The organism is Streptomyces collinus, from assembly GCF_031348265.1.
GTDB classification, from domain to species: domain Bacteria; phylum Actinomycetota; class Actinomycetes; order Streptomycetales; family Streptomycetaceae; genus Streptomyces; species Streptomyces collinus.
The window spans coordinates 7,621,975-7,648,342 of the sequence record NZ_CP133771.1; the positions used below are offsets into that span (position 1 = coordinate 7,621,975).

At 72.1% G+C, this 26,368-nt stretch carries 21 protein-coding genes; 12 read left to right on the plus strand and 9 right to left on the minus strand.

Annotation, left to right across the window (positions count from 1 at the left end; translation table 11 throughout):
* Window positions 1-105: 105 nt before the first annotated feature.
* The gene (gene mmpA, locus RFN52_RS34380) at window positions 106-252 is read left to right on the plus strand and encodes a morphogenic membrane protein MmpA (protein ID WP_010042861.1); all 147 of its coding nucleotides are present in this window, start codon (window positions 106-108) and stop codon (window positions 250-252) included.
* 5 nt (window positions 253-257) lie between these two features.
* On the opposite strand, the gene RFN52_RS34385 is transcribed toward mmpA, so the two are convergent.
* Window positions 258-1,436 (minus strand): saccharopine dehydrogenase family protein, encoded by a 1,179-nt coding sequence (locus RFN52_RS34385; protein WP_184852234.1) that lies wholly within the window; start codon window positions 1,434-1,436, stop codon window positions 258-260.
* Between the two features lie 91 nt (window positions 1,437-1,527).
* Between RFN52_RS34385 and RFN52_RS34390 the strand changes: the two genes are divergently transcribed.
* The 4 genes from RFN52_RS34390 (at window position 1,528) to RFN52_RS34405 (ending at window position 6,611) form a co-directional block, all read left to right on the plus strand.
* On the plus strand, window positions 1,528-1,908 hold the full coding sequence (locus RFN52_RS34390) for an MmcQ/YjbR family DNA-binding protein (RefSeq protein ID WP_062930317.1): 381 nt from the start codon (window positions 1,528-1,530) through the stop codon (window positions 1,906-1,908).
* Window positions 1,909-2,018: 110 nt separating this feature from the next.
* The gene (locus RFN52_RS34395) at window positions 2,019-3,164 is read left to right on the plus strand and encodes a CaiB/BaiF CoA transferase family protein (protein ID WP_184852236.1); all 1,146 of its coding nucleotides are present in this window, start codon (window positions 2,019-2,021) and stop codon (window positions 3,162-3,164) included.
* Window positions 3,165-3,175: 11 nt separating this feature from the next.
* Window positions 3,176-4,390, plus strand: a complete 1,215-nt coding sequence (locus tag RFN52_RS34400) for an acetyl-CoA C-acetyltransferase (protein WP_184852238.1) — start codon at window positions 3,176-3,178, stop codon at window positions 4,388-4,390.
* 34 nt (window positions 4,391-4,424) lie between these two features.
* The gene (locus tag RFN52_RS34405; RefSeq protein ID WP_184852240.1) at window positions 4,425-6,611 is read left to right on the plus strand and encodes a 3-hydroxyacyl-CoA dehydrogenase NAD-binding domain-containing protein; all 2,187 of its coding nucleotides are present in this window, start codon (window positions 4,425-4,427) and stop codon (window positions 6,609-6,611) included.
* Here the strand turns inward: RFN52_RS34405 and RFN52_RS34410 are convergent.
* Entirely contained in the window at window positions 6,597-7,322 is a 726-nt protein-coding gene (locus RFN52_RS34410) for a MerR family transcriptional regulator (protein WP_184852243.1), read from the minus strand. The two genes, RFN52_RS34405 and RFN52_RS34410, sit on opposite strands and share 15 nt — an antisense overlap.
* Before the next feature lie 218 nt (window positions 7,323-7,540).
* Here RFN52_RS34410 and RFN52_RS34415 point away from each other — a divergent pair, with 218 nt between their 5' ends.
* The gene (locus RFN52_RS34415; RefSeq protein WP_184852245.1) at window positions 7,541-9,007 is read left to right on the plus strand and encodes an amino acid permease; all 1,467 of its coding nucleotides are present in this window, start codon (window positions 7,541-7,543) and stop codon (window positions 9,005-9,007) included.
* A gap of 78 nt (window positions 9,008-9,085) precedes the next feature.
* On the opposite strand, the gene RFN52_RS34420 is transcribed toward RFN52_RS34415, so the two are convergent.
* On the minus strand, window positions 9,086-9,973 hold the full coding sequence (locus RFN52_RS34420) for an arginase family protein (RefSeq protein ID WP_184852247.1): 888 nt from the start codon (window positions 9,971-9,973) through the stop codon (window positions 9,086-9,088).
* Window positions 9,974-10,439: 466 nt separating this feature from the next.
* On the minus strand, window positions 10,440-11,960 hold the full coding sequence (locus RFN52_RS34425) for a M1 family metallopeptidase (protein ID WP_184852249.1): 1,521 nt from the start codon (window positions 11,958-11,960) through the stop codon (window positions 10,440-10,442).
* Between the two features lie 233 nt (window positions 11,961-12,193).
* Between RFN52_RS34425 and RFN52_RS34430 the strand changes: the two genes are divergently transcribed.
* The 3 genes from RFN52_RS34430 (at window position 12,194) to RFN52_RS34440 (ending at window position 17,251) form a co-directional block, all read left to right on the plus strand.
* The gene (locus RFN52_RS34430; RefSeq protein ID WP_184852251.1) at window positions 12,194-14,167 is read left to right on the plus strand and encodes a Xaa-Pro dipeptidyl-peptidase; all 1,974 of its coding nucleotides are present in this window, start codon (window positions 12,194-12,196) and stop codon (window positions 14,165-14,167) included.
* Window positions 14,164-15,441 (plus strand): M14 family metallopeptidase, encoded by a 1,278-nt coding sequence (locus tag RFN52_RS34435; protein WP_184852253.1) that lies wholly within the window; start codon window positions 14,164-14,166, stop codon window positions 15,439-15,441. The genes RFN52_RS34430 and RFN52_RS34435 overlap by 4 nt, the downstream gene beginning before the upstream one ends.
* Window positions 15,442-15,526: 85 nt before the next feature.
* Window positions 15,527-17,251 carry a BCCT family transporter gene (locus RFN52_RS34440; protein WP_184852255.1) on the plus strand — a complete coding sequence of 575 codons (1,725 nt, stop codon included), beginning with the start codon at window positions 15,527-15,529 and terminating at the stop codon, window positions 17,249-17,251.
* 73 nt (window positions 17,252-17,324) lie between these two features.
* On the opposite strand, the gene RFN52_RS34445 is transcribed toward RFN52_RS34440, so the two are convergent.
* Entirely contained in the window at window positions 17,325-18,275 is a 951-nt protein-coding gene (locus tag RFN52_RS34445) for an NAD(P)/FAD-dependent oxidoreductase (RefSeq protein WP_184852257.1), read from the minus strand.
* 66 nt (window positions 18,276-18,341) lie between these two features.
* On the opposite strand from RFN52_RS34445, the gene RFN52_RS34450 reads away from it, so the two are divergent.
* Together RFN52_RS34450 and RFN52_RS34455 are read left to right on the plus strand one after the other, a co-directional pair.
* On the plus strand, window positions 18,342-19,364 hold the full coding sequence (locus RFN52_RS34450; protein ID WP_184852259.1) for an oxidoreductase: 1,023 nt from the start codon (window positions 18,342-18,344) through the stop codon (window positions 19,362-19,364).
* 29 nt (window positions 19,365-19,393) lie between these two features.
* Window positions 19,394-21,034: an ABC-F family ATP-binding cassette domain-containing protein gene (locus tag RFN52_RS34455; protein WP_184852268.1), complete on the plus strand. Its 1,641-nt coding sequence runs from the start codon at window positions 19,394-19,396 to the stop codon at window positions 21,032-21,034.
* Here RFN52_RS34455 and RFN52_RS34460 read toward each other — a convergent pair.
* The 4 genes from RFN52_RS34460 to RFN52_RS34475 form a co-directional block, all read right to left on the minus strand.
* A complete protein-coding gene (locus RFN52_RS34460) occupies window positions 21,031-21,579 on the minus strand; it encodes a putative glycolipid-binding domain-containing protein (RefSeq protein ID WP_184852270.1) in 549 nt (182 codons plus the stop codon). The genes RFN52_RS34455 and RFN52_RS34460 overlap by 4 nt on opposite strands.
* A 118-nt stretch (window positions 21,580-21,697) precedes the next feature.
* Window positions 21,698-24,100, minus strand: a complete 2,403-nt coding sequence (locus tag RFN52_RS34465) for a Tex family protein (protein WP_184852272.1) — start codon at window positions 24,098-24,100, stop codon at window positions 21,698-21,700.
* A 99-nt stretch (window positions 24,101-24,199) separates the two neighbouring features.
* The gene (locus tag RFN52_RS34470; protein WP_267889763.1) at window positions 24,200-24,325 is read right to left on the minus strand and encodes an LPFR motif small protein; all 126 of its coding nucleotides are present in this window, start codon (window positions 24,323-24,325) and stop codon (window positions 24,200-24,202) included.
* A 66-nt stretch (window positions 24,326-24,391) separates the two neighbouring features.
* On the minus strand, window positions 24,392-25,267 hold the full coding sequence (locus RFN52_RS34475; protein ID WP_184852274.1) for an SCO6745 family protein: 876 nt from the start codon (window positions 25,265-25,267) through the stop codon (window positions 24,392-24,394).
* Between the two features lie 114 nt (window positions 25,268-25,381).
* Between RFN52_RS34475 and RFN52_RS34480 the strand changes: the two genes are divergently transcribed.
* Complete coding sequence (locus tag RFN52_RS34480) at window positions 25,382-26,341, plus strand: GlxA family transcriptional regulator (protein ID WP_184852276.1); 960 nt, start codon at window positions 25,382-25,384, stop codon at window positions 26,339-26,341.
* Window positions 26,342-26,368: the final 27 nt, after the last annotated feature.

Sequence of the window (26,368 nt, forward strand, 5' to 3'; positions counted from 1 at the left end):
AAGTCGGGGAGCCGGCCGGGCGGGGCGGGGCGGCGCGATCTGAGTACCGGCTCTGAGTACCCGTACGGATGCCCGCCCACCACCCCCGTCGGCAGGCTGGGGCGCATGACGACGCACCGTGCCCCCAAGCCAGTTGCCGGCCCGACCCAGACCGTCGAGCGGGCCGTCACCATAGGGCTGATCCTCGCCGTGCTGGCCGGGCTCGGCTGGATCGCCGGGATGATCTACACCATCGCCGAGTGGCCGCTGTAGAAGCTTCAGCGGGCCGAGGCGACGCGGAACCGGATGCCCGCCGCGCGCAGCCGGTCGATCAGCGCGTTGCCCATCGCCGCCGCCGTGGTGACCTGGCCCGCTGTCTTCGGCAGGTCGTCGAAGGCCAGGCACAGCGCGGACTCGGCGAACATCTTGGCCGTCTCGTCATAGCCCGGGTCGCCGCCCGAGACCTCCGTGTACACCCGCTTGCCGCCGCCTTCGCCCACGAACCGCACGGAGAACCAGCTCTTCGCCCGCTTCTCGGGGCTCGGCCCGTCCCCGGGCTTCAGCCGGTCCGACAACCAGCGCCGCGCGGGCGGCACCTGGGCCGCCGCGACCAGCGCGCCGACCGCCGCGACCCCGCCCACGGCGACCGGCAGGTGCCGGACGGCCGCGTACTGCCGGTAGCGGAAGTCGGGCCCGTACCGGTCGAGGGCCGACGCCGAGCGCCGCACGATCTGCGGGTCGATGGTCGGCATCGGCAGCGCCCACGCGCCGACCTCCCTGGCGAACCGGGGACCGCCCAGCGGGGCCGACGTCCGCCGGCCCACCAGCCGCGGTTCGTGCCGCCGCCGGTCCCGGGCCGCGGCCGCCATCTCCCGCTGCCGCGCGAACTGGCCCAGCGCGGAGGCGAAGGTCCCGCCCGAGAACGCCGCGTCGGCGGTCACGAAGCCCTCGACGCTCAGCGGCACGTCCTCCGGCAGCTGCTGCACGGTGAAGTACACGCCCAGGTCGTGCGGGATCGAGTCGAACCCGGCGGCGTGCACCAGCCGCGCCCCGGTCTCCCGGGCGCGGGCGTCGTGCCGGACGTACATCAGGTCCACGAACTCCGGCTCGCCGCACAGGTCCAGGTAGTCGGTTCCGGCGTCCGCGCAGGCGGCGACGAGTTCCTCGCCGTAGGTCACGTACGGGCCGACGGTCGTGGCCACCACGCGCGCGTGCTCCGCGAGGTCGCGCAGCGAGGCCGGATCGGAGACGTCCGCCTTCAGCACTCCCACTTCGGCGTCGGCGGGCAGCCGCTCCCGCAGCCGCTCCAGCTTCCCGGCGTTGCGGCCCGCGATGGCCCAGCGCAGCCCCTCGGGCGCGTGGGCGGCCAGATACTCCGCGGTGAGTACCCCGGCGAAACTGGTCGCTCCGAAGAGCACGATGTCGTACGGACGGTCCGTCCTGCTTTGCCTGCTCATGACACCCCTCGGTCGTGCAGCCCGTGCCGCTGTCGGTGGCCGAGGCTAGCGTGAGGAGTGCGGAGCCCGACGACGAGCCCGGAGGACCACGATGGCCGTGCCCAGGAATGCCCTGAAGAAGTGGGAGAAAGTGCGCGCGTTCGCACTGGGGCTGCCGGATGCCGTCGAGGAGTTCCCCTGGGGCGAGTCCGTCGCGAAGGTCAACAAGAAGGTGTTCGTCTTCCTCGGCGTCCAGGACGGCGGTTACCCCCTGGGGGTGACGGTGAAGCTCAAGGACGAGACGGCGCATGCCCACGCGCTGGCCTGCCCCGGCGCCGAGCCCGCCGGATACGGCCTGGGCAAGGCGGGGTGGGTGTACGTCCCTCTGGAGCAGCAGGGCGCCCCGGCCGCCGAGGTGCTCTGTGACTGGGTGGAGGAGAGCTACCGGGTGATCGCCCCGAAGCGGCTGATCGTCGTGCTGGACGGGCACTGACCTCGTCCGGCAGATTGCTAAGCGCTTGCTCGTTCAGGGCTTGTGCCGAGTGGAACACGTTCTTAGCATCACTGGTGTTACATCAGATGTGTCACAGCACTGGGGGCTGGATGACCACGGCAAGGACGCCAGGACACGGCCCGCTCTCCGGCGTGCGCGTCGTCGAGCTGGCCGGCATCGGACCCGGCCCGTTCGCCGCCATGCTCCTGGCCGATCTCGGGGCCGACGTCGTGCGCGTGGACCGGCCGGGCGGCCCCGGGCTGGCGATCGACCCGGCTCACGACGTCACCAACCGCAACAAGCGCTCGGTGGTCGTCGACCTGAAGGCCCCCGACGGCCCGGAGCAGGTGCTCGGCCTCGCGGCCCGCGCCGACATCCTCGTCGAGGGCTACCGCCCCGGCGTCGCCGAGCGACTCGGCGTGGGCCCCGGGCCCTGCCACGCCCGCAACCCCCGTCTCGTCTACGGCAGGATGACCGGCTGGGGCCAGGAGGGCCCGCTCGCGCAGCGCGCCGGGCACGACATCGCGTACATCGCCCCCACCGGCACCCTCGGCATGATCGGCCGTCCTGACGAGCCGCCCGCGGTCCCGGCCAACCTGCTCGGCGACTACGCGGGCGGCTCCCTCTACCTCGTCGTCGGTGTCCTCGCCGCCCTCCACCACGCCCGCGCGAGCGGCACCGGCCAGGTCGTGGACGCCGCCATCGTCGACGGCACCGCCCATCTCTCGACGATGATCCACGGCATGCTCGCCGCCGGCGGCTGGCAGGACCGCCGCGGCGCCAACCTCCTGGACGGCGGCTGCCCCTACTACGGCACGTACGAGACGGCCGACGGCCGGTACATGGCCGTCGGCGCCCTGGAACCGCAGTTCTACGCGGAGTTCCTCACCCTCCTCGGCGTCGGGGACCGGGCCGCGGCGCGCAAGGACGTCACCCGGTGGGGTGAACTGCGCGAGGAAGTCGCCGCCCGCTTCAAGAGCCGCACCAGGGACGAGTGGACGGCCGTCTTCGACGGCACCGACGCCTGCGTGGCGCCCGTGCTGTCACTGCGCGAGGCCCCGCACCACCCGCACCTCGCCGCCCGCGGCACCTTCACCGACCACGGCGGCATCACCCAGCCCGCCCCGGCCCCCCGCTTCTCCGCGACCCCGACCTCCGTCCGCACCGGCCCGGCCCGGCCGGGCGCCGACACCGCGGACGTCGCCCGGGACTGGGACGTCCCCGGGCTGCTCCCCGCGCTCCGCAACCCTCAGTGAAAGGCCTCCTCGTGAGCACCGAAGCGTATGTGTACGACGCGATCCGCACCCCGCGCGGCCGCGGCAAGGCGAACGGCGCCCTGCACGGCACCAAGCCCATCGACCTGGTCGTCGGGCTCATCCACGAGATCCGTGCCCGGTTCCCGGACCTCGACCCGGCCGCCGTCGACGACATCGTCCTCGGCGTCGTCGGCCCCGTCGGCGACCAGGGTTCCGACATCGCCCGTATCGCCGCCATCGCCGCGGGCCTGCCCGACACGGTCGCCGGTGTGCAGGAGAACCGCTTCTGTGCCTCGGGCCTGGAGGCCGTCAACCTGGCCGCCGCCAAGGTCCGTTCCGGCTGGGAGGACCTCGTCCTCGCGGGCGGCGTCGAGTCCATGTCCCGGGTGCCGATGGCCTCCGACGGGGGCGCCTGGTTCAACGACCCGATGACCAACCTCCAGGTCAACTTCGTGCCCCAGGGCATCGGCGCCGACCTCATCGCCACCATCGAGGGCTTCTCCCGGCGCGACGTCGACGAGTACGCCGCTCTCTCCCAGGAGCGGGCCGCCACCGCCATGAAGGACGGCCGCTTCGACAGGTCCGTCGTCCCGGTGAAGGACCGCAGCGGCCTCGTCGTCCTCGACCACGACGAGTTCCCCCGCCCCGGCACCACTGCCGACTCCCTGGCCAAGCTCAAGCCGTCCTTCGCGGACATCGGCGACCTGGGCGGCTTCGACGCGGTGGCGCTCCAGCAGTACCACTGGGTGGAGAAGATCGACCACGTCCACCACGCGGGCAACTCCTCCGGAATCGTCGACGGCGCCTCGCTCGTCGCGATCGGCTCCAAGGAGGTCGGCGAGCGCTACGGCCTCACCCCCCGCGCCCGGATCGTCTCCGCCGCCGTCTCCGGCTCCGAGCCGACCATCATGCTCACCGGCCCCGCCCCGGCCACCCGCAAGGCCCTCGCCAAGGCCGGACTGACCATCGACGACATCGACCTCGTCGAGATCAACGAGGCGTTCGCGGCGGTCGTGCTGCGCTTCGTGAAGGACATGGGCCTGTCCCTGGACAAGGTCAACGTCAACGGCGGCGCGATCGCCCTCGGCCATCCCCTCGGCGCCACCGGCGCGATGATCCTCGGCACCCTCGTCGACGAACTGGAGCGCCAGGACAAGCGCTACGGCCTCGCCACGCTGTGCGTCGGCGGCGGCATGGGCGTCGCCACCATCGTCGAGCGCATCTGACCCCCTCCCGACGGATCACACGGAGCATCTCCACATGAGCACTGAGTCCACGACCATCCGCTGGGAACAGGACCGCACCGGCCTCGTCACCCTCGTCATCGACGACCCGAACCAGTCCGCGAACACCATGAACCAGGCGTTCCGCGACTCCCTCGCCGCCGTCACCGACCGCCTGGAAGCCGAGAAGGACTCCGTCCGGGGCGTCATCATCACCTCCGCGAAGAAGACCTTCTTCGCCGGCGGCGACCTGCGCGACCTCATCCGCGTCACCCCCGAGACGGCCCAGGAGCTGTTCGACGGCGGCATGGCGATCAAGCGGAACCTGCGCCGCATCGAGACCCTCGGCAAGCCGGTCGTCGCCGCGCTCAACGGCGCCGCGCTCGGCGGCGGTTACGAGATCGCCCTGGCCTGCCACCACCGCGTCGCCCTGGACGCGCCCGGCTCCAAGATCGGCTGCCCCGAGGTCACCCTCGGCCTGCTTCCCGGCGGTGGCGGCGTCGTCCGCACGGTCCGCCTGCTCGGCATCGCCGACGCGCTGCTGAAGGTGCTCCTCCAGGGCACCCAGTACAACCCCCGCCGCGCCCAGGAGAACGGCCTCGTCGACGAGGTGGCCGACAGCCCCGAGGACATGCTCGCCAAGGCCCGCGCCTTCATCGACGCCAACCCCGAGTCCCAGCAGCCCTGGGACAAGCCGGGCTACCGGATCCCGGGCGGCACACCGGCCAACCCCAAGTTCGCCGCGAACCTGCCCGCCTTCCCGGCCACCCTGCGCAAGCAGACCAACGGCGCCCCCTACCCGGCCCCGCGCAACATCCTGGCCGCCGCCGTCGAGGGCTCCCAGGTCGACTTCGAGACCGCGCAGATCATCGAGGCCCGCTACTTCGTGGACCTCGCGGCCGGGCAGACCTCGAAGAACATGATCCAGGCGTTCTTCTTCGACCTCCAGGCCGTCAACTCCGGCGCGAACCGCCCCAAGGGCGTCGAACGGCGCCAGGTCCGCAAGGTCGCCGTCCTCGGCGCCGGCATGATGGGCGCCGGCATCGCCTACTCCTGCGCCCGCGCCGGCATCGACGTCGTCCTGAAGGACGTCTCCCTGGAGGCGGCCCTCAAGGGCAAGGGCTACTCCGAGAAGCTGTGCGCCAAGGCCGTCGCCAAGGGCCGTACGTCCCAGGAGAAGGCCGACGCGCTGCTCGCCCGCATCACCGCCACCGCCGAGGTCCAGGACCTGGCCGGCTGCGACGCCGTCATCGAGGCCGTCTTCGAGGACACCTCCCTCAAGCACAAGGTGTTCCAGGAGATCCAGCACGTCGTGGAGCCCGACGCGCTGCTCTGCTCCAACACCTCCACCCTGCCCATCACCGCCCTCGCCGAAGGCGTGGAGCGCCAGGGCGACTTCATCGGCCTGCACTTCTTCTCGCCCGTCGACAAGATGCCGCTCGTCGAGATCATCAAGGGCGAGCGCACCGGCGAGGAGGCCCTGGCCCGCGCCTTCGACCTGGTGCGGCAGATCAACAAGACACCCATCGTCGTCAACGACTCGCGCGGCTTCTTCACCTCCCGCGTCATCGGCCACTTCATCAACGAGGGCGTCGCCATGGTCGGCGAGGGCATCGAGCCCGCCTCGGTCGAGCAGGCCGCGGCCCAGGCCGGCTACCCGGCCAAGGTGCTGTCCCTGATGGACGAACTGACGCTGACCCTGCCCCGCAAGATCCGGGCCGAGTCGAAGCGGGCGGTCGAGGAGGCGGGCGGCACCTGGACGGCCCACCCGGCCGAGGCCGTCATCGACCGCATGGTCGACGAGTTCGGCCGCACCGGCCGCAGCGGCGGCGCCGGCTTCTACGACTACGGCGACGACGGCAAGCGCACCGGCCTGTGGCCCGGCCTGCGCGAGCACTACACCAAGCCCGGCCATCAGATCCCGTTCCGGGACATGCAGGAGCGCATGCTGTTCTCCGAGGCGCTGGACACCGTCCGGCTGCTGGAGGAGGGCGTGCTGACCTCCGTCGCCGACGCCAACATCGGCTCCATCTTCGGCATCGGCTTCCCCGGCTGGACCGGCGGCGTGCTCCAGTACATCAACGGCTACGAGGGCGGCCTGCCCGGCTTCGTGGCCCGCGCGCGGGAACTCGCCGAGCAGTACGGGGAGCGCTTCGCCCCGCCCGCGCTGCTGGTGGACAAGGCGGAGAAGGGGGAGCGGTTCAGCGACTCAGCCCGCGGCTGACCCGCCGGAGCCCGACGGCCCGGTGAGCCATTCGCCCAGCTCTTCCTTCAGCGACCGCTGAAACGCGGTGAGGAGCGCCTGCACCACCAGCGGGTGCATGTGCGCCGACAGGGACCGCACGTCCCGGGCGTCACGCTCCGCCACCTCACCGCGGAAGAGCTGGGACAGCTCCCGGGCCGCGGCGCGCGCGTGCTCCACGAGCACCTTGCGCGCCGCGAGGATCGCCTCCTGCGAGAGCGGCACGTCCAGCAGCCCGGCGCCCAGCCGCAGCAGACCGAGGTCGGCCTCGTACCCGCCGTCCGCGGGCCGGACCACGCCCATCGCGACGAGCCGCTCGACGTCTTCCTCGCCCAGCGGCCGGCCGGCCCGCCGCTCCAGCTCCGCCGGGGTGACCGTCTCGACGCTCTCCGGCGCCCAGGAGGCCACCACCGCCCGGTGGATGGCGAGGTCGTGCGCGCTCAGGTCCGGCGGCAGCTGCCGCAGGTAGCGTTCGATGCCGGCCAGCGTCATGCCCTGCTGCCGCAACTCCTCGATCAGCGCGAGCCGGGCCAGATGCTCGCGCCCGTAGTGGCCCACGCGCCGCGGACCGAGCACCGGCGGGGGCAGCAGCCCCTTCGTGCCGTAGAAGCGGACCGTGCGCACCGTGACACCGGCCCGGGCGGCCAGCTCGTCGATCGTGAGAGTCGGCTCCTCGGTGTCGGTCGTCGTCATGTGCAGCAGTATCGCTGTCTCACCAGTGCTGTGAAACCTCCGGCGACCCAGGTGACCGGTGTGTGAGAAGGAGCGCTCTGTGACGCATGCCACCGCGTGAGCCGCGCGGCGTGGGGGAAGGTGGCCCCTTGGTCTGTGCCTTTACCGAGGGCGCAGACCTTATGTACGTCCGGAAGCCGAGCGCGACCCGCTCGGGCGCACCAGAGAGTGGATCCACCGTGAGCAAGGACGCCGTGAACACGGCAGCAGCCGCATCCCCCAGAGACGCGGCGCAGGTGCCCGCGGATGCGGGCGACGCCGGCTACAGCAAGGACCTCAAGGCCCGCCACGTCAACATGATCGCCATCGGAGGCGCGATCGGCACCGGGCTCTTCCTGGGCGCGGGCGGACGCCTCCACAACGCCGGCCCGGCGCTGGCGATCGCCTACCTGGTCTGCGGCATCTTCGCCTTCTTCGTGGTCCGGGCCCTCGGTGAGCTCGTGCTCTACCGCCCGTCCTCGGGTTCCTTCGTGTCGTACGCGCGCGAGTTCCTCGGTGAGAAGGGCGCGTACGTCGCCGGCTGGATGTACTTCCTCAACTGGTCGACCACCGGCATCGCCGACATCACCGCGATCGCGCTCTACACGCACTACTGGAGCCTGTTCACCGACATCCCGCAGTGGGTGCTCGCACTGGTCGCCCTCGCGGTCGTCCTGGCGGTGAACCTGATCTCGGTGAAGATCTTCGGCGAGATGGAGTTCTGGTTCGCGATCATCAAGGTCGCCACGCTCGTCGGCTTCATGCTCATCGGCATCTTCCTGCTCGCCACGCAGCACGAGGTGGGCGGCCAGACCCCGGGCCTGAGCGTCATCACCGACAACGGCGGCGTCTTCCCGCACGGCATGATGCCGGTCGTCCTCGTCATGCAGGGCGTGATCTTCGCGTACGCCGCACTGGAGCTGGTCGGCGTCGCCGCGGGCGAGACCGCCGAGCCGGAGAAGGTCGTCCCGCGCGCGGTGAACTCGATCATGTGGCGGGTCGGTCTCTTCTACGTCGGCTCGGTCGTCCTGCTGGCCCTGCTGCTGCCGGGATCGGTCTACTCCGCCGACCAGAGCCCCTTCGTCACGGTGCTGTCGAAGATCGGCGTCCCGGCCGCGGGCGACGTGATGAATCTGGTGGTCCTCACGGCCGCCATGTCCTCCCTCAACTCCGGCCTGTACTCCACCGGCCGTATCCTGCGCTCCATGGCCATGGCGGGCTCCGCCCCGAAGTTCACCGCGCGCATGAACCGCAGCCAGGTCCCCTACGGCGGCATCCTGCTGACCTGCGCGGTGTGCGTGCTCGGCGTCGGCCTGAACTTCCTCGTGCCGGCCCAGGCCTTCGAGATCGTGCTGAACGTCGCCTCCCTCGGCATCATCAGCACCTGGGTGATCATCATGGTCTGCCACCTGGTCTTCGTCCGCCGCGCCGATGCGGGCCTGGTCACCCGCCCGTCCTTCCGCCTCCCCTTCAGCCCGGTCACGGAGATCACCACGATCGTCTTCCTGCTGGCCTGCCTCGGCATGATGTGGAACGACCCCGAGGTCGGCCGCAAGACCCTCCTGCTGATCCCGCTGATCGCGGCCATGCTGGTCGCGGGCTGGTTCGGCATCCGCCGCCGGGTGTCCCGGACGGCGGACCAGGAGCTGTCGCAGCTGACGAAGTAGCAGACGGGTCCCTGTCCGGAGCTCGGGCAGGGGCTTCGTCCCGTACGAGGCGGGAGACACCGGCATGAACCGGCCGGTTCAGCCCTGGCTGTCGAAGGCCCGTACCAGGCAGGCGGCGAGGCGCTGCGCGATGGTGCCGTCGGGGTCCAGGCGGGGGTTGAAGATCGCGACGGTGAGGCCGACGGCACCGCCGCCGGTCAGGGCCGTGCGCAGGACGGTCTCCAGCTCCTGCCAGGTCAGCCCGTCCGGCTGCCGGTAGTCGACGGCGGGCATGATCGCGTCGTCCAGCACGTCGGCGTCGAGATGGACCCAGTACCCGGCGTCCGCGCCGCCGCCGGTCAGCAGTCCGACCGCGCGCCGGGCCGCCTCGGCCGCTCCCAGGGCGCGCACGGTGTCCAGCCCCATCGCGTGCAGCGCGGACGGCAGCGGCTGCATCCCGTACGACGCGGACTCCTCGGCGTCCCGGAACCCCAGGGCGACGACGTCCTCGTCCCGCACGAGCGGGCCCCGGCCCTCCAGGTCGGCCAGCACACGCGGCCCACGCCCGGTGGCCAGGGCGAGTTCCATGGAGGCCACCTCACCGGCGGGCTCCGCCGACGGCTGGTAGAAGTCGCTGTGCCCGTCCAGGAAGAGCAGACCGTGCCGGTCGCGGCGGCGCAGCGCGAGCAGGATGCCCAGCAGCACGCTGCAGTCCCCGCCCAGTACGACGGGGAACCGGCCCCGGTCAAGGACACCGCCCACCGCGTCGGCCAGCGCGCCGGAGTACGCGGCGATGCCGCCCGGGTTGAGGAGCCCCGTCTCCGGGTCCCGCTGCGGCTCGTAAGGCGGCGGATCGACCCGGCCCGTGCGCACTGCCCCGAGCCCCTCGGCCAGCCCGGCCCCCAGGAGCGCCGCGGGCAGCTCCTCGACACCGGTGGGGCGCAGCCCGAGCACGGACGGTGCCTCGACGATCGCCACATTCCGCACGTCCGGCTCCTCGTTCAGCCCGGCAGCGCCGCCGGGCGGACGCGCCCGGTGCGTGAGCTCAACCGTAGACCGCGGGGCGGGAGGAAGCGCGTTGCCCGGCGGCCGGCGGGGGCGTTGCACAACCCGGCGCGGCGGGGCGTCGCCGCGCCCCGCCGGGTTGTGCCGCCCCAGCGCCGGCCTGCCCGGCCCTGAGCGGACCCACCCGCCTGGCCCCGGCGGGTCCGGCCTGCCCGGCCTGGGGGGGTCTGGCCTGCCCAACCCCGGCGGGCCCGGCCTGCACCACCCCGGCGGATCCGCCCCGCCCAACCGCGGGGGGTCCGGCCTGCCCAGCCCAGGCGGATCCGCCATGCCCAACCCCGAGCGGACCCACCGCGCCCGGCCCCGAACGCCGCCCCGGCCACAGCCATCCACCCGTATGCCAATCCTCGGCCAAGCCAAAAGCCCCTCAGCGGCGCCCGGCCCCGTGCTACCCGCCCCCGTGCTCCCCGTGCCCGTGCACCCCGTTCGTCGCAGCGATCCGCTTCCACGACCTGGGCTGGGAAACGACCTTCGTTCCCGGCGCCCCCTGGGCCACCGCCGCGGCCCGAGCCGCCGGCACCCCCGGCTTCGACGGCTGGAACAGCCACGTGTCGAACAGTGCGGCCAGCGGTTTGCCCGACACCTCCTCCGCGTACCGCCGGAAGTCCGACACCGACGCGTTGCCGTGGGCGTACTTCGCCGGCCAGCCCTTGAGGATCGTGAAGAACGCCTCGTCGCCGATCTGGTTGCGCAGTGCCTGGACGGCCAGCGCGCCACGGTCGTAGACCGCGATGTCGAACTGGTTCTCAGGGCCGGGGTCCCCGGGCTTCACCGTCCAGAACGGGTCGTCGGCCGGATGGGAGGCGTAGACGTAGTCGGCGAGTTCCTGCGCCGTGCCCTCGCCCTCGTGTTCGGACCACAGCCACTGCGCGTAGCGCGCGAACCCCTCGTTGATCCAGATGTCCTTCCAGCGCTTCAGCGACACCTCGTCGCCGTACCACTGGTGGGCCAGTTCATGGACGACGACCGACACGTTGGACCCGTTGGCGAACTGCCGGGGGCTGTAGAACGGCCGGGTCTGGGTCTCCAGGGCGTACCCGGTGTTCGTGTTGGGCACGTACCCGCCGAGCGCGTTGTACGGGTACGGCCCGAAGTACCCGGCGAGCCAGTCCGCGATCTCCCCGGTCCGTTCGAGGCTCGCCCGCGCCGCCCCGGCATGGGCGCCGAGATCCTTGCTGTAGGCGTTGAGAACCGGAATACCGCCCTCGGTCGTGCCGGTCGTGATGTCGAACTTCCCGACCGCGAGCGTGGCGAGGTAGGTGGCCTGCGGCTTGTCGGACCGCCAGTTCCAGCGGGTCCAGCCGAGTTTCGAACTCTTCGACTGGAGCGTGCCGTTGGAGATGGCCTGCGTGCCGTCCGGGACCAGCACGGAGACGTCGTAGGTCGCCTTGTCCAGCGGGTGGTCGTTGGCCGGGAACCACCACGCGGCCGCCTCGGGCTCGTTGGCCGCGACACCGCCGTCCGGGGTGCGGTGCCAGCTGGTGAAGCCGTGGGCCTGCTTCGACGACGGCACCCCGCGATAGCGCACGACGACCGTGACGGGCGCACCCTGGGCCAGGGGGGTCTTCGGCGTGATCTCCAGCTCCTGCTCGCCCGAGGTCCGGAACGTGGCCTTCGCTCCGTTGACCCGCACCTCGCTCACGTCCAGCAGGAAGTCCAGGTTGAAGCTCGACAGGTCCTGCGTGGCGCGGGCCACGAGGGTCGCCGTGCCCTCCAGTTCGTCCGTGGCCGGCTGGTACTTCAGCCGGAGGTCGTAGTGGGAGACGTCGTAGCCGCCGTTGCCGTGGTCCGGGTAGTAGGGGTCGCCGATGCCCGGCGCGCCGGGGGAGTGGGGCGCGGCCGATGCCGGGATCGCCAGCAGGAGAACGGTCGCTGCCAGGGCTCCCGGCGCGATGATTCTGCGGTGCACGCAAGGCTCCAAGTCGTAGGGTGCCGAGGTCTGTCAGAGGTCTGTCCGGGGTCTCTTCCGGGATCTGTCCGGAGCCTATTGACTCCCTGTGTCCCTGATCATGTCCATGGCCCCTGCTGTCACACGATCGCCATTCGGCCGACATGAGACACCCGCCCCGAAGGCCCCCGGGACACGCCGATCCGTCAGCTGCCCTCTTCTGCACGGCAGTTCACCGATGTACCGTCCGGCGCATGCCGAAACGCACGCGCTTCACGACCTGGAGACCGCTCGCGACGGCGGCCACGGCCGCCCTCTTGGCCACCCTGATCACCCCGGCGGCCGTACAGGCCGCACCGGCCGCACCGGCCACCCCGCGCGGGAGCGAACCCGTCTACTCCTACGAGAACGCCATCCGCGAGGCCGTCTGGGTGGACACCGGTCTCGACGGAGACCGGGACGGAAAGAACGACCGGGTCGCCGTCGACATCGTCCGCCCCCGGGAAACCGCCCGGCAGGGCCGCAAGATCCCCGTCATCATGGACGCCAGCCCCTACTACTCCTGCTGCGGGCGCGGCAACGAGAGCCAGAAGAAGACGTACGACGCGCAGGGCCGTGTCGCACAGATGCCGCTGTACTACGACAACTACTTCGTCCCGCGCGGCTACGCCTTCGTCGGCGTCGACCTGGCCGGAACCAATCGCTCCGACGGCTGCGTCGACGTCGGCGGCCGCTCGGACGTCCAGTCCGCCAAGGCCGTCGTCGACTGGCTGAACGGCCGCGCCAAGGCCTACACGAGCCGCACGGGCGTCACCCGAGCCCAGGCCGGCTGGACCAACGGCCGCACCGGCATGATCGGCAAGAGCTGGGACGGCACCATCGCCAACGGCGTGGCCGCCACCGGCGTCAAGGGCCTGAAGACCATCGTCCCCATCAGCGCCATCTCCACCTGGTACGACTACTACTTCCAGCAGGGCGCCCCCCTCTACGACTCCGGCCCGGAGTGGCTGTCGGACTACGTCAACAGCCCCGACGCCCGCGCCAAGTGCGCAGCCGTCCAGCAGAAGCTCACCGAGGGCGCCCCGCGCACCGGCGACTGGACCCCGCTGTGGACCGAGCGCGACTACGTGAAGGCCGCGCGCAAGGTCAAGGCCAGCGTCTTCCTCGTCCACGGCATGCAGGACCTCAACGTCCGCATGAAGCACGTCGGTCCGTGGTGGGACGCCCTAGCGAAGAACGGCGTCGAGCGCAAGATCTGGCTCTCCCAGACCGGGCACGTCGACCCCTTCGACTTCCGGCGCGGCGCCTGGGTCACGACGCTGCACCGCTGGTTCGACCACGAACTCATGGGCATCGACAACGGCATCGACCGCGAGCCCATGGCCGACATCGAACGCGCGCCCGACCGATGGGACACCTCCCGGGTCTGGCCGCCGAGCGGCACCCGGGCCGCCACCCTGCGCCCCGACCTCGGCGCCCAGGCCGGCGTCGGCACCCTCGGCCTGCGGCGCGGCCACGGCACCGAGAGCTTCACCGACGACCCGAAGCTGAGCGAGACCGACTGGGCCGCCCGGATCGACCAGCCGACACCGGAGAAGGCCGGCTTCGTCACCGGACCGCTCACCCGCGACCTGCGCCTGTCCGGCTCCTCCGAGGTCACCGTCACCGCAACGCCCTCCACCCCGACGGCCCACCTCTCCGCCGTCCTCGTGGACATCGGCCCGGCCGTCATCCGCGATTACGCCGACGCCGGCGAAGGCATCACCACCCTCACCGACCGCACCTGCTGGGGCGCGATCACCGCCGGCGACAGCCCCTGCTTCAAGGAGACGAAGGCGAAGACCGCCGACGTCGACTACACCGTCGTCAGCCGCGGCTGGGCCGACCTCGGCAACCACGCCTCCGACCACAAGGGCTCCCCGCTCACCCCGGGCAAGCGGTACACGATCACCCTCGACCTGGCGGCCACCGACCACGTCGTACCGAAGGGCCACCGCCTGGCGCTGATCGTCGCGGGCACGGACAAGGACCTCATCGACCCTCCCTCCGACCGGCCGAAGCTCACGCTCGACCTGTCCCGCACCTCGGCGCGCGTCCCGTTCGTCGGCGGGACCACCGCCTTCGCCCGCGCCACCGCGGGGACCGCGTCCGCCACCCCCGACGCCACGTTCCTGGACGGCGTACGGGAGCCGCGCGCCACGTACCGCGTCCCCGGGGGAAACCGGTGATCCGCGCCGGCGCCATCGCCCTGACCGCCGCCGCCCTCACGGCCTCCCTGGTCGCCGCACCCCCGGCTCAGGCGGCCCCCGACACCCCGCCGCGCACCGGCTTCGAGCAGTCGGACGGCGCACGCTGGACCACCCAGCCCGAGGAGCAGGACTTCCTCAACGCGGTGGACCGCTCCAGTGGCCGCGTCTCCCTGACCCGCATCGGCACGACGAAGCAGGACCGCCCGCTCCAGCTGGTCCGCATCGGCACCCGCCCGAGCCCCAGCAAGGTGCTGCTCGTCTGCAGCCAGCACGGCGACGAACCCTCCGGCCGCGAGGCCTGTCTGACCACCGTCCGCGACCTCGCCTACGCCCGCGACAGCCGCACCCGGCGCTTCCTGGACCGCACCACGGTCCTGGTCGTGCCCACCGCCAACCCGGACGGCCGGGCCGCGAACACCCGCGGCAACGGCGACGGCGTCGACATCAACCGCGACCACCTCGCCCTGAAGACCGCCGAGGGCCGCGCCCTGGCCGCCCTCATCCGCGACCAGCGCCCCGACGTCGTCTACGACCTGCACGAGTACGGCGCCACCCCGCCGTACTACGACAAGGACCTCTTCGACCTGTGGCCGCGCAACCTCAACACCGACGAGGCGGTCCACGACGAGGCCAGGACCCTGTCCGAGGCGTACGTCCGGCCCGCCGCCCGGCGGGCCGGACACTCGACCGGCACCTACGGCATCTGGACCGACCCGGAGACCGGTGAGCCGGTCAAACAGGTCGCCGGCGACGGACAGGAGCGCATTCTGCGCAACATGTCCGGTGTGAAGCACTCCGTCGGCTTGCTCATCGAAAGCCGCGTGGACCCGCTCACCGAGGCGGAGAAGGCGGACGAGGCTTTGAACAACCGGCGCCGGGTGACCTCCCAGCTCGACGCCCTGAAGGGCCTGGTCGGATACACCGACCAGCGCCGCGGCCGGATCGAGACGGCGACGACCGGGGCCCGGCTCGCCGGCCGCACCGAGACCGGGCCGGTCTACGTCGGCGGCGCCGACAACGACCCGCCCGAACCGGCCGAAATCATCCAGAATCCACCCTGCGGCTACCGGCTCACCGCCGCCCAGTACGCCGAGGTCGGCGACGAACTCGCCCTGCACGGCGTGCACGTGCGCAAGGACCGCGCAGGCGTGCTCGTCCCCCTGCGTCAGTCCCTGCGGGCGCTCGTGCCGCTGCTGCTGGACGACCGGGCCGAGTACCACCTGACCGGAGGTTCATCCGAAACCGCATGTTGAGAGGGGTGAAATTCCGCCACACGTGGTAGCAGCGTTACGGAGGGCCTGCGTCCTCCCCTGCTTTCCCAGATGAAAGGTGCCGCCTGTGACGCAAGAACGACCAAGCGACAAGGACTCCCCGGACGGAGTCGCGCTGCCGGGGTCGGAAGCGGGCCTGCCCGGTCAGGACCGGCCGCAGACCGACCGCATCGTCTTCGGCGTCACGGCGGTGCTCACCCTCGCCTTCGTGGTCTGGGGCGCGGCGGCGACCGATTCGCTCGAAGACGTCTCCACCAGCTTGCTCAGCGGCCTGATGCACAACGGCGGCTGGGCGTTCATGCTCGCCGCCTCCGGCTTCGTGGTCTTCGCCCTGTGGCTCGCGATCAGCCGCTACGGCCGTATCCACCTCGGTGCGGAGGGCGAGGAACCCGAGTTCCGCACGGTGTCCTGGGTCGCGATGATGTTCAGCGCGGGCATGGGCATCGGCCTGATGTTCTACGGCGTCAGCGAGCCGCTGTCGCACTACGGCACGCCCCCGCCGGGTACCGACCCGGCCGACTCCGGCGATCGCATGGAGACGGCCATGGCCACCACCCTGTTCCACTGGACGCTCCACCCCTGGGCGATCTACGCCGTGGTGGGCCTCGCCATCGCCTACAGCACCTTCCGCAGGCGCCGCAGGCAGACCATCAGCGCCGTCTTCACCCCGCTGATCGGCAAGAAGAACGCCAACGGCGGCATCGGCCGGGCCATCGACATCCTCGCGATCATCGCGACCGTCTTCGGCTCCGCCGCCTCCCTGGGACTGGGCGCGCTCCAGATCGGCTCCGGTGTGCAGGAGCTGAAGTGGATGGACGAGGTGAGCACCGGGCTGCTCGTCACGATCATCGCGGTGCTGACCCTGGCCTTCGTCGCGTCCGCGATCTCCGGTGTGGAGAAGGGCATCCAGTGGCTGTCCAACACCAACATGGTGCTGGCGCTGGTGCTCGCCCTGTTCGTGTTCGTGGCGGGCCCCACCATCATCGTCCTCGACCTGCTGCCCACCTCCGTCTTCGCCTACCTCGGCGACCTGCCCCAGCTGGCCGGCCGGACCGAGGCGAGCGGCGGCGAGGGCGTCGCCGACTGGCTGGGCAGCTGGACGGTCTTCTACTGGGCGTGGTGGATCTCCTGGACGCCGTTCGTCGGCATGTTCATCGCCCGCATCAGCCGCGGCCGCACGATCCGCCAGTTCGTCGGCGGTGTCATCCTCGTGCCCAGCACGGTCAGCCTGATCTGGTTCGCGATCTTCGGCGGCTCGGCGATGAAGATGCAGGAGGAGGGGCAGCTCGCCAAGGAGGCGACTCCGGAGGGCCAGCTCTTCGGCGTGCTCCAGCAGTTCCCCATCGCCACGGTCACGAGCCTGCTCGTGATGATCCTCGTCGGCATCTTCTTCGTCTCCGGCGCCGACGCGGCCTCGATCGTCATGGGCACCCTGTCGCAGAAGGGCGCCCTCGAACCCGGCCGCTTCGTGGTGGTGTTCTGGGGCGTGGTCACCGGTGCCGTGGCCGCGATCATGCTGCTCGTCGGCAGCGGTCAGGGCGACGCCCTGACCGGTCTGCAGAACCTCACGATCCTCGCGGCGGCACCGTTCGTCATCGTGATGATCTTCATGTGCGTCGCCCTGATGCGCGACCTTCGCCGCGACCCGGTGATCGTGCGTGAGCAGATGGGCTCCGAGGCCGTCGAGATGGCCGTCATGGAAGGACACAAGAAGTACGACGGCGAGTTCGAGTTCCGCGTCGGCCCGGGCCGCGGCCCGGACGTGGAGGGCGACCCGATCGGCAAGCACTGATCCGCACGGCGAAGGGCGGCCCGGGTTCACCGAACCCGGGCCGCCCTTGCGCTGCGCACGGCGTCGCGCGTCCTCAGCCGGAGGCCAGTCGCGCCGCCTCCCGCGCACACCCCCAGGCCACGGTGACGCCCGCGCCGCCGTGGCCGTAGTTGTGCACCAGGAGCCGCCCGTCCGGCAGGGTGTCCCGCTCCAGCCGGACCGCCGGCCGGGTGGGCCGCAGACCGACCCGGTGCTCCAGCACACGGGCCCCGGCGATCTCCGGCCTGAGGGCCGCACAGCGGTCGATGATCGCCTCGGCCGTCGCGGGGTCGGGCTCCAGCGACCAGGCGTCCTCCTCGGAGGTACCGCCGAGGACGAGCCCGCCCGGCTGCGGGAACAGGTACGCGTGCTCCCCGGCGGCGTCGGTGGAGACCAGCCAGGTGTCGATCCCGGGGTTCTCCACGACGACCAGCTGGCCCCGCACGGGCCGCACGGAGGGGTCCGGCACGAGCTCCCGCGCGGCTAGGCCCGTGCAGTTGACCACGACGTCCCCGTCCACCTCCGCGAACCCGGTCACCGCGTGCGTCTCGACCACACCCCCCGCCGCGACGAACCGCTCCCGCAGCCACCGCAGATGGGCCGGCATGTCGATCAGCGGCAGCCGTGCCCAGACGCCGGTGCCCTCGTACTCGCCGGCCGTGGCCGCCCGCAGCCCCGGCACCCGGCCCGCCAGCCACGCGTCGGCCTCGTCGAGACCGGTCTCGCCCTGTACCCCTTCGACCATGCGTACGCCGGCCGGCTCGCCCCGTGCGGCCAGCTCCTCGTAGACCTCCAGCGACCGCAGCGCCCACGTCCGCGCCGTCGCGGCCGGCTCGATCCGGTACGGCCACCACAGCGCACCCGCAACGGCTGAGGTGGTCGCCTCGACGGCGTCCCGCGTCCACACCCGCACCCGCCGCCCGCGCTCGACGAGAGCCAGGGCCGTCGTCAACCCGACCACCCCGCCGCCGACCACCACGATCTCGCCACTCGACTCACTCGCCATGCCCGGACCGTAGCGGAATGTGTCATGCCGTGCTCACATCACGCGCAGTGTGGGGATACTCACAGCATGTGTGCCGAGTACGCGACCTTCGGCCTGGCTCCCGCGATGCGGGCCGGGGGAGTCCTCAACGACGGTGGTTACCAGGTCCACCGGGATTTCGTGGACTTCATCGTCGACGGACGCCCGCTGCTGTTCCAGCTCTCCGACCTCGACGCGGTCTCCCCGCTCGCCTCCGACGTCCCTCCCGCGATCTTCACCGCGCAGGTCCGCAGCCTGCTCCTGGAGAGCCCCGCCCCGTTACCGGGCGGCCGGTACGTCGTCTACGGCTGCCCCGAGTGCGAGGACCTGGCCTGCGGAGCCGTCACCGCGGTCATCCAGAGCGACGGCGAGGACTTCATCTGGCGCGACTTCGCCTGGCAGACCGGCGAACACGCCGATCTGGAGCTCAACGGCTACCACGGCATCGGCCCGTTCCGGTTCCGCGGCGCCGAGTACCGCACGGCGCTGGGCGCCCTGCTGAACGGCTCCGCGCCCGATCCCCGGCGTCGCGTGCTGCTGATCGGCGCCCGCGTCGCCGTCCTCGCCAAGCTCGCCGCGGCATTGCGCACCATCGGTGTCGGCGCCGACATCGCCCATGACGCCGACGGCGTCCCCGCGGACGAACTCCGCGGCTACGGCGCCGTCGCCTTCGGCCACGCGGCCGGCGAGCAGGAACGTGCCGCCGTCCGCCGCGCCTTCGAGCGGGCCGGGGTACCGGTCACCCACGTCGACGGCCTCGCCCCGATCGTCCCGCTCCTCGTCGCCCAGATCGAACACGCCCTGGACCGCAGCCCGGCCGACCGGCGCCGCCTCACCCGCCTCACCGCCGCCGACGGCGGCGCGGACGTCGAGGTCACCTCCGCCTGCCGCGTCACGCTCACCGCCTACCGCATCGACCGGCTCTCCCGCACCCACACCCACGAGATCTTCGACGGCGTCCTCGAAGCGGGCCGCCACCGCGTCGCCCTCGACGCGAAAGCGGTCCGGGGGCGGTCGTTCGTCGTGGCCCGCACCGCCGGGAGCGTCCTGGTGGCGGCCGTGAACCCCTGAGCGGCCCGGCGGTTAGGATCGGCGCTCTGATGACTGCCACCCTCGTCGCCAAGAACCTCGCCGCCGGCCACGGCGACCGCTCCCTGTTCACCGGCCTCGACCTGGTCGTCGCGCCCGGCGACGTGATCGGCCTGGTCGGGGCCAACGGCGCGGGCAAGTCCACCCTGCTCAGGATGCTCGCCGGGCTCACCGCACCCGAGCAGGGCGAACTGCGCCTGTCCCCGCCGGCCGCCACCGTCGGCCACCTCCCGCAGGAGCCGGACCGCCGGCCCGGCGAGACCGTACGGGCGTTCCTGGCCCGCCGCACCGGCGTCGCCGAGGCCCAGCGCACCATGGACGAGGCGACCCAGGCCCTGGTCGACGGGGCGCCCGGCGCGGACGACGCCTACGCCACCAGCCTGGAGCGCTGGCTCGGCCTCGGCGGCGCCGACCTCGACGAACGCGCCGAGGAGGTCGCCGACACCCTCGGTCTCGCCGTCGGCCTGGACCAGCCGATGACGTCCCTGTCCGGCGGCCAGGCGGCCCGCGCCGGACTCGCCTCCCTGCTGCTGTCCCGCTACGACGTCTTCCTCCTCGACGAGCCGACCAACGACCTCGACCTGGACGGCCTGGAGCGCCTCGAACGCTTCGTGAGCGGCCTGCGCGCCGGGACGGTGGTCGTCAGCCACGACCGCGAGTTCCTCACCCGCACCGTCACCAAGGTCCTCGAACTCGACCTCGCCCAGCGGCAGATCAACCTCTTCGGCGGTGGCTACGAGGCCTACCTGGAGGAGCGGGAGGTCGCCCGCCGGCACGCCCGCGACGAGTTCGAGGAGTACGCCGACAAGAAGAACGCCCTCCAGGACCGCGCCCAGATGCAGCGCTCCTGGATGGACAAGGGCGTGAAGAACGCGCGCCGCAAGGCGAACAGCGACAACGACAAGATCGGCCGCAAGTTCCGCAGCGAGGCCAGCGAGAAGCAGGCCGCGAAGGCCCGCCAGACCCAGCGCATGATCGAGCGCCTCGACGTCGTCGAGGAGCCCCGTAAGGAGTGGGAGCTGCGCATGGAGATCGCGTCGGCCCCGCGCTCGGGCGCCGTCGTCGCAACGCTGCGGGACGCCGAGGTGCGCCGCGGCGGCTTCGTCCTCGGCCCCGTCTCCCTGCAGATCGACTGGGCGGACCGGGTGGCGGTGACGGGCGCGAACGGCGCCGGCAAATCCACGCTGCTGGCCGCCCTCCTCGGCCGCGTCCCGCTGGACGCCGGGCACGCGGCGCTCGGCTCGGGCGTCCTGCTCGGCGAGGTCGACCAGGCCCGCAAGCTGTTCCACGGCCAGGAGTCCCTGCTCGACGCCTTCCGCACGGCCGTCCCGGACACCGAACCGGTCGAGATCCGCACCCTCCTGGCCAAGTTCGGCCTCAAGACGGACCACGTCCTGCGCCCCGCGGCGAGTCTCTCTCCGGGCGAGCGCACCCGCGCCGCCCTCGCGCTGCTCCAGGGCAGGGGCGTCAACCTCCTGGTCCTCGACGAGCCGACCAACCACCTCGACCTGCCCGCCATCGAGCAACTGGAGTCCGCCCTCGACGCCTACGAGGGCACCCTCCTGCTGGTCACCCACGATCGCCGCATGCTGGACGCCGTGCACGTCACCCGCCGCCTGGAGGTGGCGGACGGCAAGGTGACCGAACGCTAACGGGCCGTCAGGCGGGCGGCCAGCTGCGGGTAGTCGACGACGTACCCCTCGTCGTCGAACGCCAGGTCGCTCCGGAAGTCGCCGGAGGTGAAACGGACCCGCCCGGGCCCGAGATGCGTGTAGGTCTGCCGCGACGGCCGCACCGCCAGGTCCGGCACCGACACCCAGGCCATCAGGAACTCCCGCTCGCCGGGGGCCCGGTGGAGTCGGTGCCGGAGCACGGGCATGGTGTTGGTGAGCGGGCAGAGCCCGAGGTCGCAGTCGAGAGCCCCGTCGACGTCCGGGAGCGGCTCACCGTTCGCGGTCCACCGGCCGTGCCCGTCGTGGAGCAGATCGAGCGAGCGGGTCCGGGCCTCGGTCTCCGCCGTGACAGTCAACCGTCCGGTCACGAATCCTTCGGCGGTCTCCAGCTCGTACGAGATCCAGTACGGCTCCGGAACGGTACCGACGACCCGCCCGCGCGCCCGCAGCGCGCCTGCTCCGAGCTGGACCCAGGCGGTCTCGAACCCCTGGCTGCCGGAGACTTCCCAGGTGATGGCACGCATTCGGCAAGCCTAGAACGGAAAGGGCGCGAAGCGCCTCTTTCCCAGGGGCGCGGGGAGCTGCGCGACCAGCCACGGCGGACCCGCAGCTCCCCACGACAGGATCACCTCGGTGCTGCCGTCAGCGACGCCCGTCCTTCGGATCGGCCAGACCGGCCCGGCGCAACGCGTCAGCCATCGCACTGTTGGCCGGCGGCGGAGCCTGCCGCTGACCGCCACGACCGCCGCCCTGGCCCCCACGGCCACCGCCCTGCCGCTGCTGCGGCGGACGCCCGCCGCGCTGCCGGCGCTCACCCGAGCCGCCGCCGCCCTGCTGCCCCTGCTGGGCCGCCTCGTCCTCAAGGCGCAGCGTCAGCGAGATCCGCTTGCGCGGAATGTCGACGTCGAGCACCTTCACCTTGACGATGTCGCCGGGCTTCACGACGTCCCGCGGGTCCTTCACGAACGTCTTCGACATCGCGGAGACGTGCACCAGACCGTCCTGGTGGACACCAACGTCGACGAACGCCCCGAACGCGGCCACGTTCGTCACGACGCCCTCCAGGATCATCCCGGACGACAGGTCGGAGATCTTCTCCACACCCTCCTTGAAGGCGGCCGTCTTGAAGGCCGGACGCGGGTCGCGGCCGGGCTTCTCCAGCTCCTTCAGGATGTCGGTGACCGTCGGCAGACCGAACGTCTCGTCCACGAAGTCCTGCGGCTTCAGCGAGCGCAGCACCCCGGTGTTGCCCACGAGCGAGGCGACGTCCTGCCCCGTGGTCTTCACCATGCGCCGGACCACCGGGTAGGCCTCGGGGTGCACGCTCGACGCGTCCAGCGGGTCGTCGCCGCGGATCCGCAGGAAGCCCGCGCACTGCTCGTACGCCTTCGGGCCGAGCCGCGCCACCTTCTTCAGCTCACCGCGGGCCTTGAACGGCCCGTTCTGGTCGCGGTGCGCCACGATGTTCTCGGCGAGGCCGGAGGTGATGCCGGAGACCCGGGCGAGCAGCGGGGCCGACGCCGTGTTGACGTCCACGCCCACGCCGTTCACACAGTCCTCCACCACCGCGTCCAGCGAACGCGACAGCTTCACCTCGGACAGGTCGTGCTGGTACTGGCCGACGCCGATCGACTTCGGGTCGATCTTCACCAGCTCGGCCAGCGGGTCCTGGAGCCGGCGGGCGATCGACACGGCGCCGCGCAGCGACACGTCCATGTCGGGCAGCTCCTGCGAGGCGAACGCGGACGCCGAGTACACCGACGCGCCGGCCTCGGACACCATCACCTTCGTGAGCTTCAGCTCCGGGTGCTTGGTGATCAGCTCCCCGGCGAGCTTGTCCGTCTCACGGGACGCCGTGCCGTTGCCGATGGCGACCAGCTCGACCGCGTGCTCCTTCGCGAGGCGGGCCAGCTTGGCGATGGCCTCGTCCCAGCGGTTGGCCGGGACGTGCGGGTGGATGACGTCCGTGGCGACGACCTTGCCGGTCGCGTCGACCACGGCGACCTTCACACCCGTGCGGAATCCGGGGTCCAGGCCCAGCGTCGCGCGCGTGCCCGCCGGGGCGGCGAGCAGCAGGTCGCGCAGGTTCGCGGCGAAGACCCGCACCGCCTCGTCCTCGGCGGCCGTGCGCAGCCGCAGCCTCAGGTCGATGCCGAGGTGGACGAGGATGCGGGTGCGCCACGCCCAGCGGACCGTGTCCTTCAGCCACTTGTCGCCGGGGCGGCCCCGGTCGGTGATCCCGAACTTGTGGGCGACGATCCCCTCGTACGAGGAGGGGCCGTCCGTCTGCTCCTCGGGCTCCAGGACGAGGTCGAGGACCTCCTCCTTCTCGCCGCGCAGCATCGCGAGGATGCGGTGCGAGGGCAGGTCGGTGAACGGCTCGGCGAAGTCGAAGTAGTCGGAGAACTTCGCCCCCGCCTCCTCCTTGCCGTCCCGCACCTTGGCGGCCAGCCGCCCGCGCACCCACATGCGCTCGCGCAGTTCGCCGATCAGGTCGGCGTCCTCCGAGAACCGCTCGGTGAGGATCGCCCGGGCGCCGTCGAGGGCGGCCTGCGGATCGGCGACGCCCTTGTCGGCGTCGACGAACGCGGCGGCCGCGGCGAGGGGCTCGACACCCGGGTCACCGAGCAGCCCCTCCGCCAGCGGCTCGAGCCCCGCCTCGCGCGCGATCTGCGCCTTGGTGCGCCGCTTGGGCTTGTACGGCAGATAGATGTCCTCCAGGCGCGCCTTCGTCTCGGCGCCCCGGATGCTCGCCTCCAGCTCCTCGGTGAGCTTGCCCTGCTCGCGCACCGATTCCAGGATGGCCGTCCGCCGCTCCTCCAGCTCCCGCAGATAGCGCAGCCGCTCCTCGACGGTGCGCAGCTGCGCATCGTCGAGCATCTCGGTCGCTTCCTTGCGGTAGCGGGCGATGAAGGGCACCGTGGAACCGCCGTCGAGCAGTTCCACGGCGGCCCTGACCTGCCGCTCCCGTACGCCGAGCTCCTCGGCGATCCTGCCTTCGATGGACACTGCGCTGATGGACCCGATGGACCCGGGTGTCGTCACGATCCCGTACCGCCTTCTCCACTGAGGTTGCGCGGCAATTGTGGCAGGTGTCACCGACACCCGGGGATCAGGGCGGCACCCGGCGGGCCGGGGTTCCGGTCAGGCCCTGCGCGTGGAGGACGAGGCCCCGCCGAAGAGGCGGGCGAGCGCACGGAAGGGCAGCGTAACGACGGTGGCGATGGCGCCGCCGATCTGGCGCAGCACGTCTGCGATAGCACGGAACACGGAATTCCCCTTTCTCACTCCCGGCCGCGCCGGCCGGTGGAGAGCGGGTACCTCACCGACGCGTCACTATGCGTCACCCTTTCCGATCAGATCCGCGGGGAACGCCCCGGCCACGAGCGCCGCGTGCGCGAACACCCCGCCCAGCTCGGTCAGCCGGGCCACGCCCTCCGGGCCGAGGTGCTCGTACGGGGCGCGGTCCAGACGGTCGGTCTCGTGCTCGACGTCCCGCCGCAGTGCGACGCCCTGGTCGGTGAGATCGCCGGACGCCGCCAGCAGCCCCCGCCCGCGCAGCCGTTCCGCCGCCGCGTCCCACTCCTCCCGGCTCCAGCCCCGGGTGGCGCGCACCCACTTCGGGTTCATGCCCTTGCCCGTCGCCGTGTGGGTCACCAGCGCCTCCAGCCCGTCCAGTCCCGCGGACATCAGGGCGGCCAGGTGCCCGTCGCCCCGGTGCTCACGCAGCAGGGTCGCCGCGTGCCAGTAGGCGAGGTGCGGCTCCTCGGGGACGGGCAGATCGGCGTGCGCGGCGTACAGCGGGCGGGCCGCGCGCGAGCAGGCCTCGGCGGCGCGCAGGGCGAGCCGCGCGGCCTCGGCCATCTCCGCCGACGCCAGGGCCTCCTCGCCGAGCAGCCGGCGCAGGGTCGCGTCGACCGCACGCGCGCGTGCCACCAGGACCTGCGCGGGTGCGGCGGTCTCCCACACCGCCGGCACGTGCCGGGCCACGAGCTCGTACTTGTAGTTGTAGAAGGCCGCCGTGACGGCCCCGGCCCCGACCGGTCCGAGGGCGGCGGCTCGCACGGCGAAGTTCACGGCACGCGGGTCGGTGACCCCGACGGCGCCCAGCTCCCGCCCGAGGTCGGGCGAGAAGTAGTGGGTGGCGTGCAGGGAGTTGAGCACGTTGTGGCAGCGTCGGCCGGCGCGCGGCTCCAGGGCGGCAGTCGTCATGCCCGGCAGGTTACCAACCGCTTGGTATGTCCTCCATGGCCCCGGGCCTCCTGGCAGGAAAGGTGGGGTACTCGTCCTTGCCGCCATCCTCCGCTCCCGCGAAGAATCGACGGCATGGTCCAGCGCACGGTTCTCGCCGTCCTCTTCGACGGCCTGCAGAGTCTCGACGTCACCGGGCCCGTGGAGGTCTTCGCGGGCGCGGAGCTGCTCTCCCCGGGCGCTTACCGGATCCGCACGGCGTCCCTGGACGGCGCGCCCGTGCGGACCACCAGCGGCCTGACCCTCGTCCCCGACGAGTCCCTGACCACCGCACCGGACCCGGACATCCTCCTCGTCCCCGGCGGGACGGGCAGCCTGCGGCCCGACCCGCGTCTGGTGACCTGGGTGCGCGAACGGGGCCCGCGCGCCGGCCGCCTGGTCTCCGTGTGCACCGGGGCGGCCGTGCTGGCCGCGGCGGGCCTGCTGGACGGGCGTCGCGCCACGACCCACTGGGCGTACTGCGACCGGCTCGCCCACGAGCACCCGGCCGTCGAGATCGACCCCGACCCCGTCTTCGTGCGCGACGGGCACATCGCCACCTCGGCCGGTGTCACCGCCGGCATCGACCTCGCGCTCGCCCTGGTCGAGGAGGACCTGGGCCGGGACGCCGCCCTCACCATCGCCCGCCACCTGGTGGTGTTCCTGCGCAGGCCCGGCAACCAAGCCCAGTTCAGCGCCCAGCTCGCGGCCCAGACCGCACAACGAGAGCCCCTGCGGGACGTCCAGCGGTGGATCACCGACCACCCGGACGCGGACCTCTGCGTCGACACCCTCGCCGCCCGCGCCCGTCTCTCGCCCCGCCACTTCGCCCGCGCCTTCCGGGCCGAGACCGGCATGACGCCGGGCCGCTACGTGGACCGCGTCCGCCTCGAACACGCCAGACGCCTCCTGGAGGACACCGCCGGCGGCGTCGAGGAGATTGCCCGCACCAGCGGCTACGGCACGCCCGAGGCCATGCGCCGGGCCTTCGTCAGGACCCTGGGAACGCCCCCGGCCGAGTACCGCCGCCGCTTCCGCCCCGCCACCACGGCCTGAACCCCATCGACATCAGCCGACCGAAGG

Coding starts and splice junctions, on each gene's coding strand:
- RFN52_RS34445 (WP_184852257.1), bottom strand. CDS start 18,275: ATGGCGAGTGAGTCGAGTGGCGAGATCGTGGTGGTCGGCGGCGGGGTG.
- RFN52_RS34395 (WP_184852236.1), top strand. CDS start 2,019: ATGACCACGGCAAGGACGCCAGGACACGGCCCGCTCTCCGGCGTGCGC.
- RFN52_RS34430 (WP_184852251.1), top strand. CDS start 12,194: ATGCCGAAACGCACGCGCTTCACGACCTGGAGACCGCTCGCGACGGCG.
- RFN52_RS34455 (WP_184852268.1), top strand. CDS start 19,394: ATGACTGCCACCCTCGTCGCCAAGAACCTCGCCGCCGGCCACGGCGAC.
- RFN52_RS34405 (WP_184852240.1), top strand. CDS start 4,425: ATGAGCACTGAGTCCACGACCATCCGCTGGGAACAGGACCGCACCGGC.
- RFN52_RS34460 (WP_184852270.1), bottom strand. CDS start 21,579: ATGCGTGCCATCACCTGGGAAGTCTCCGGCAGCCAGGGGTTCGAGACC.
- mmpA (WP_010042861.1), top strand. CDS start 106: ATGACGACGCACCGTGCCCCCAAGCCAGTTGCCGGCCCGACCCAGACC.
- RFN52_RS34480 (WP_184852276.1), top strand. CDS start 25,382: ATGGTCCAGCGCACGGTTCTCGCCGTCCTCTTCGACGGCCTGCAGAGT.
- RFN52_RS34450 (WP_184852259.1), top strand. CDS start 18,342: ATGTGTGCCGAGTACGCGACCTTCGGCCTGGCTCCCGCGATGCGGGCC.
- RFN52_RS34475 (WP_184852274.1), bottom strand. CDS start 25,267: ATGACGACTGCCGCCCTGGAGCCGCGCGCCGGCCGACGCTGCCACAAC.
- RFN52_RS34385 (WP_184852234.1), bottom strand. CDS start 1,436: ATGAGCAGGCAAAGCAGGACGGACCGTCCGTACGACATCGTGCTCTTC.
- RFN52_RS34410 (WP_184852243.1), bottom strand. CDS start 7,322: ATGACGACGACCGACACCGAGGAGCCGACTCTCACGATCGACGAGCTG.
- RFN52_RS34390 (WP_062930317.1), top strand. CDS start 1,528: ATGGCCGTGCCCAGGAATGCCCTGAAGAAGTGGGAGAAAGTGCGCGCG.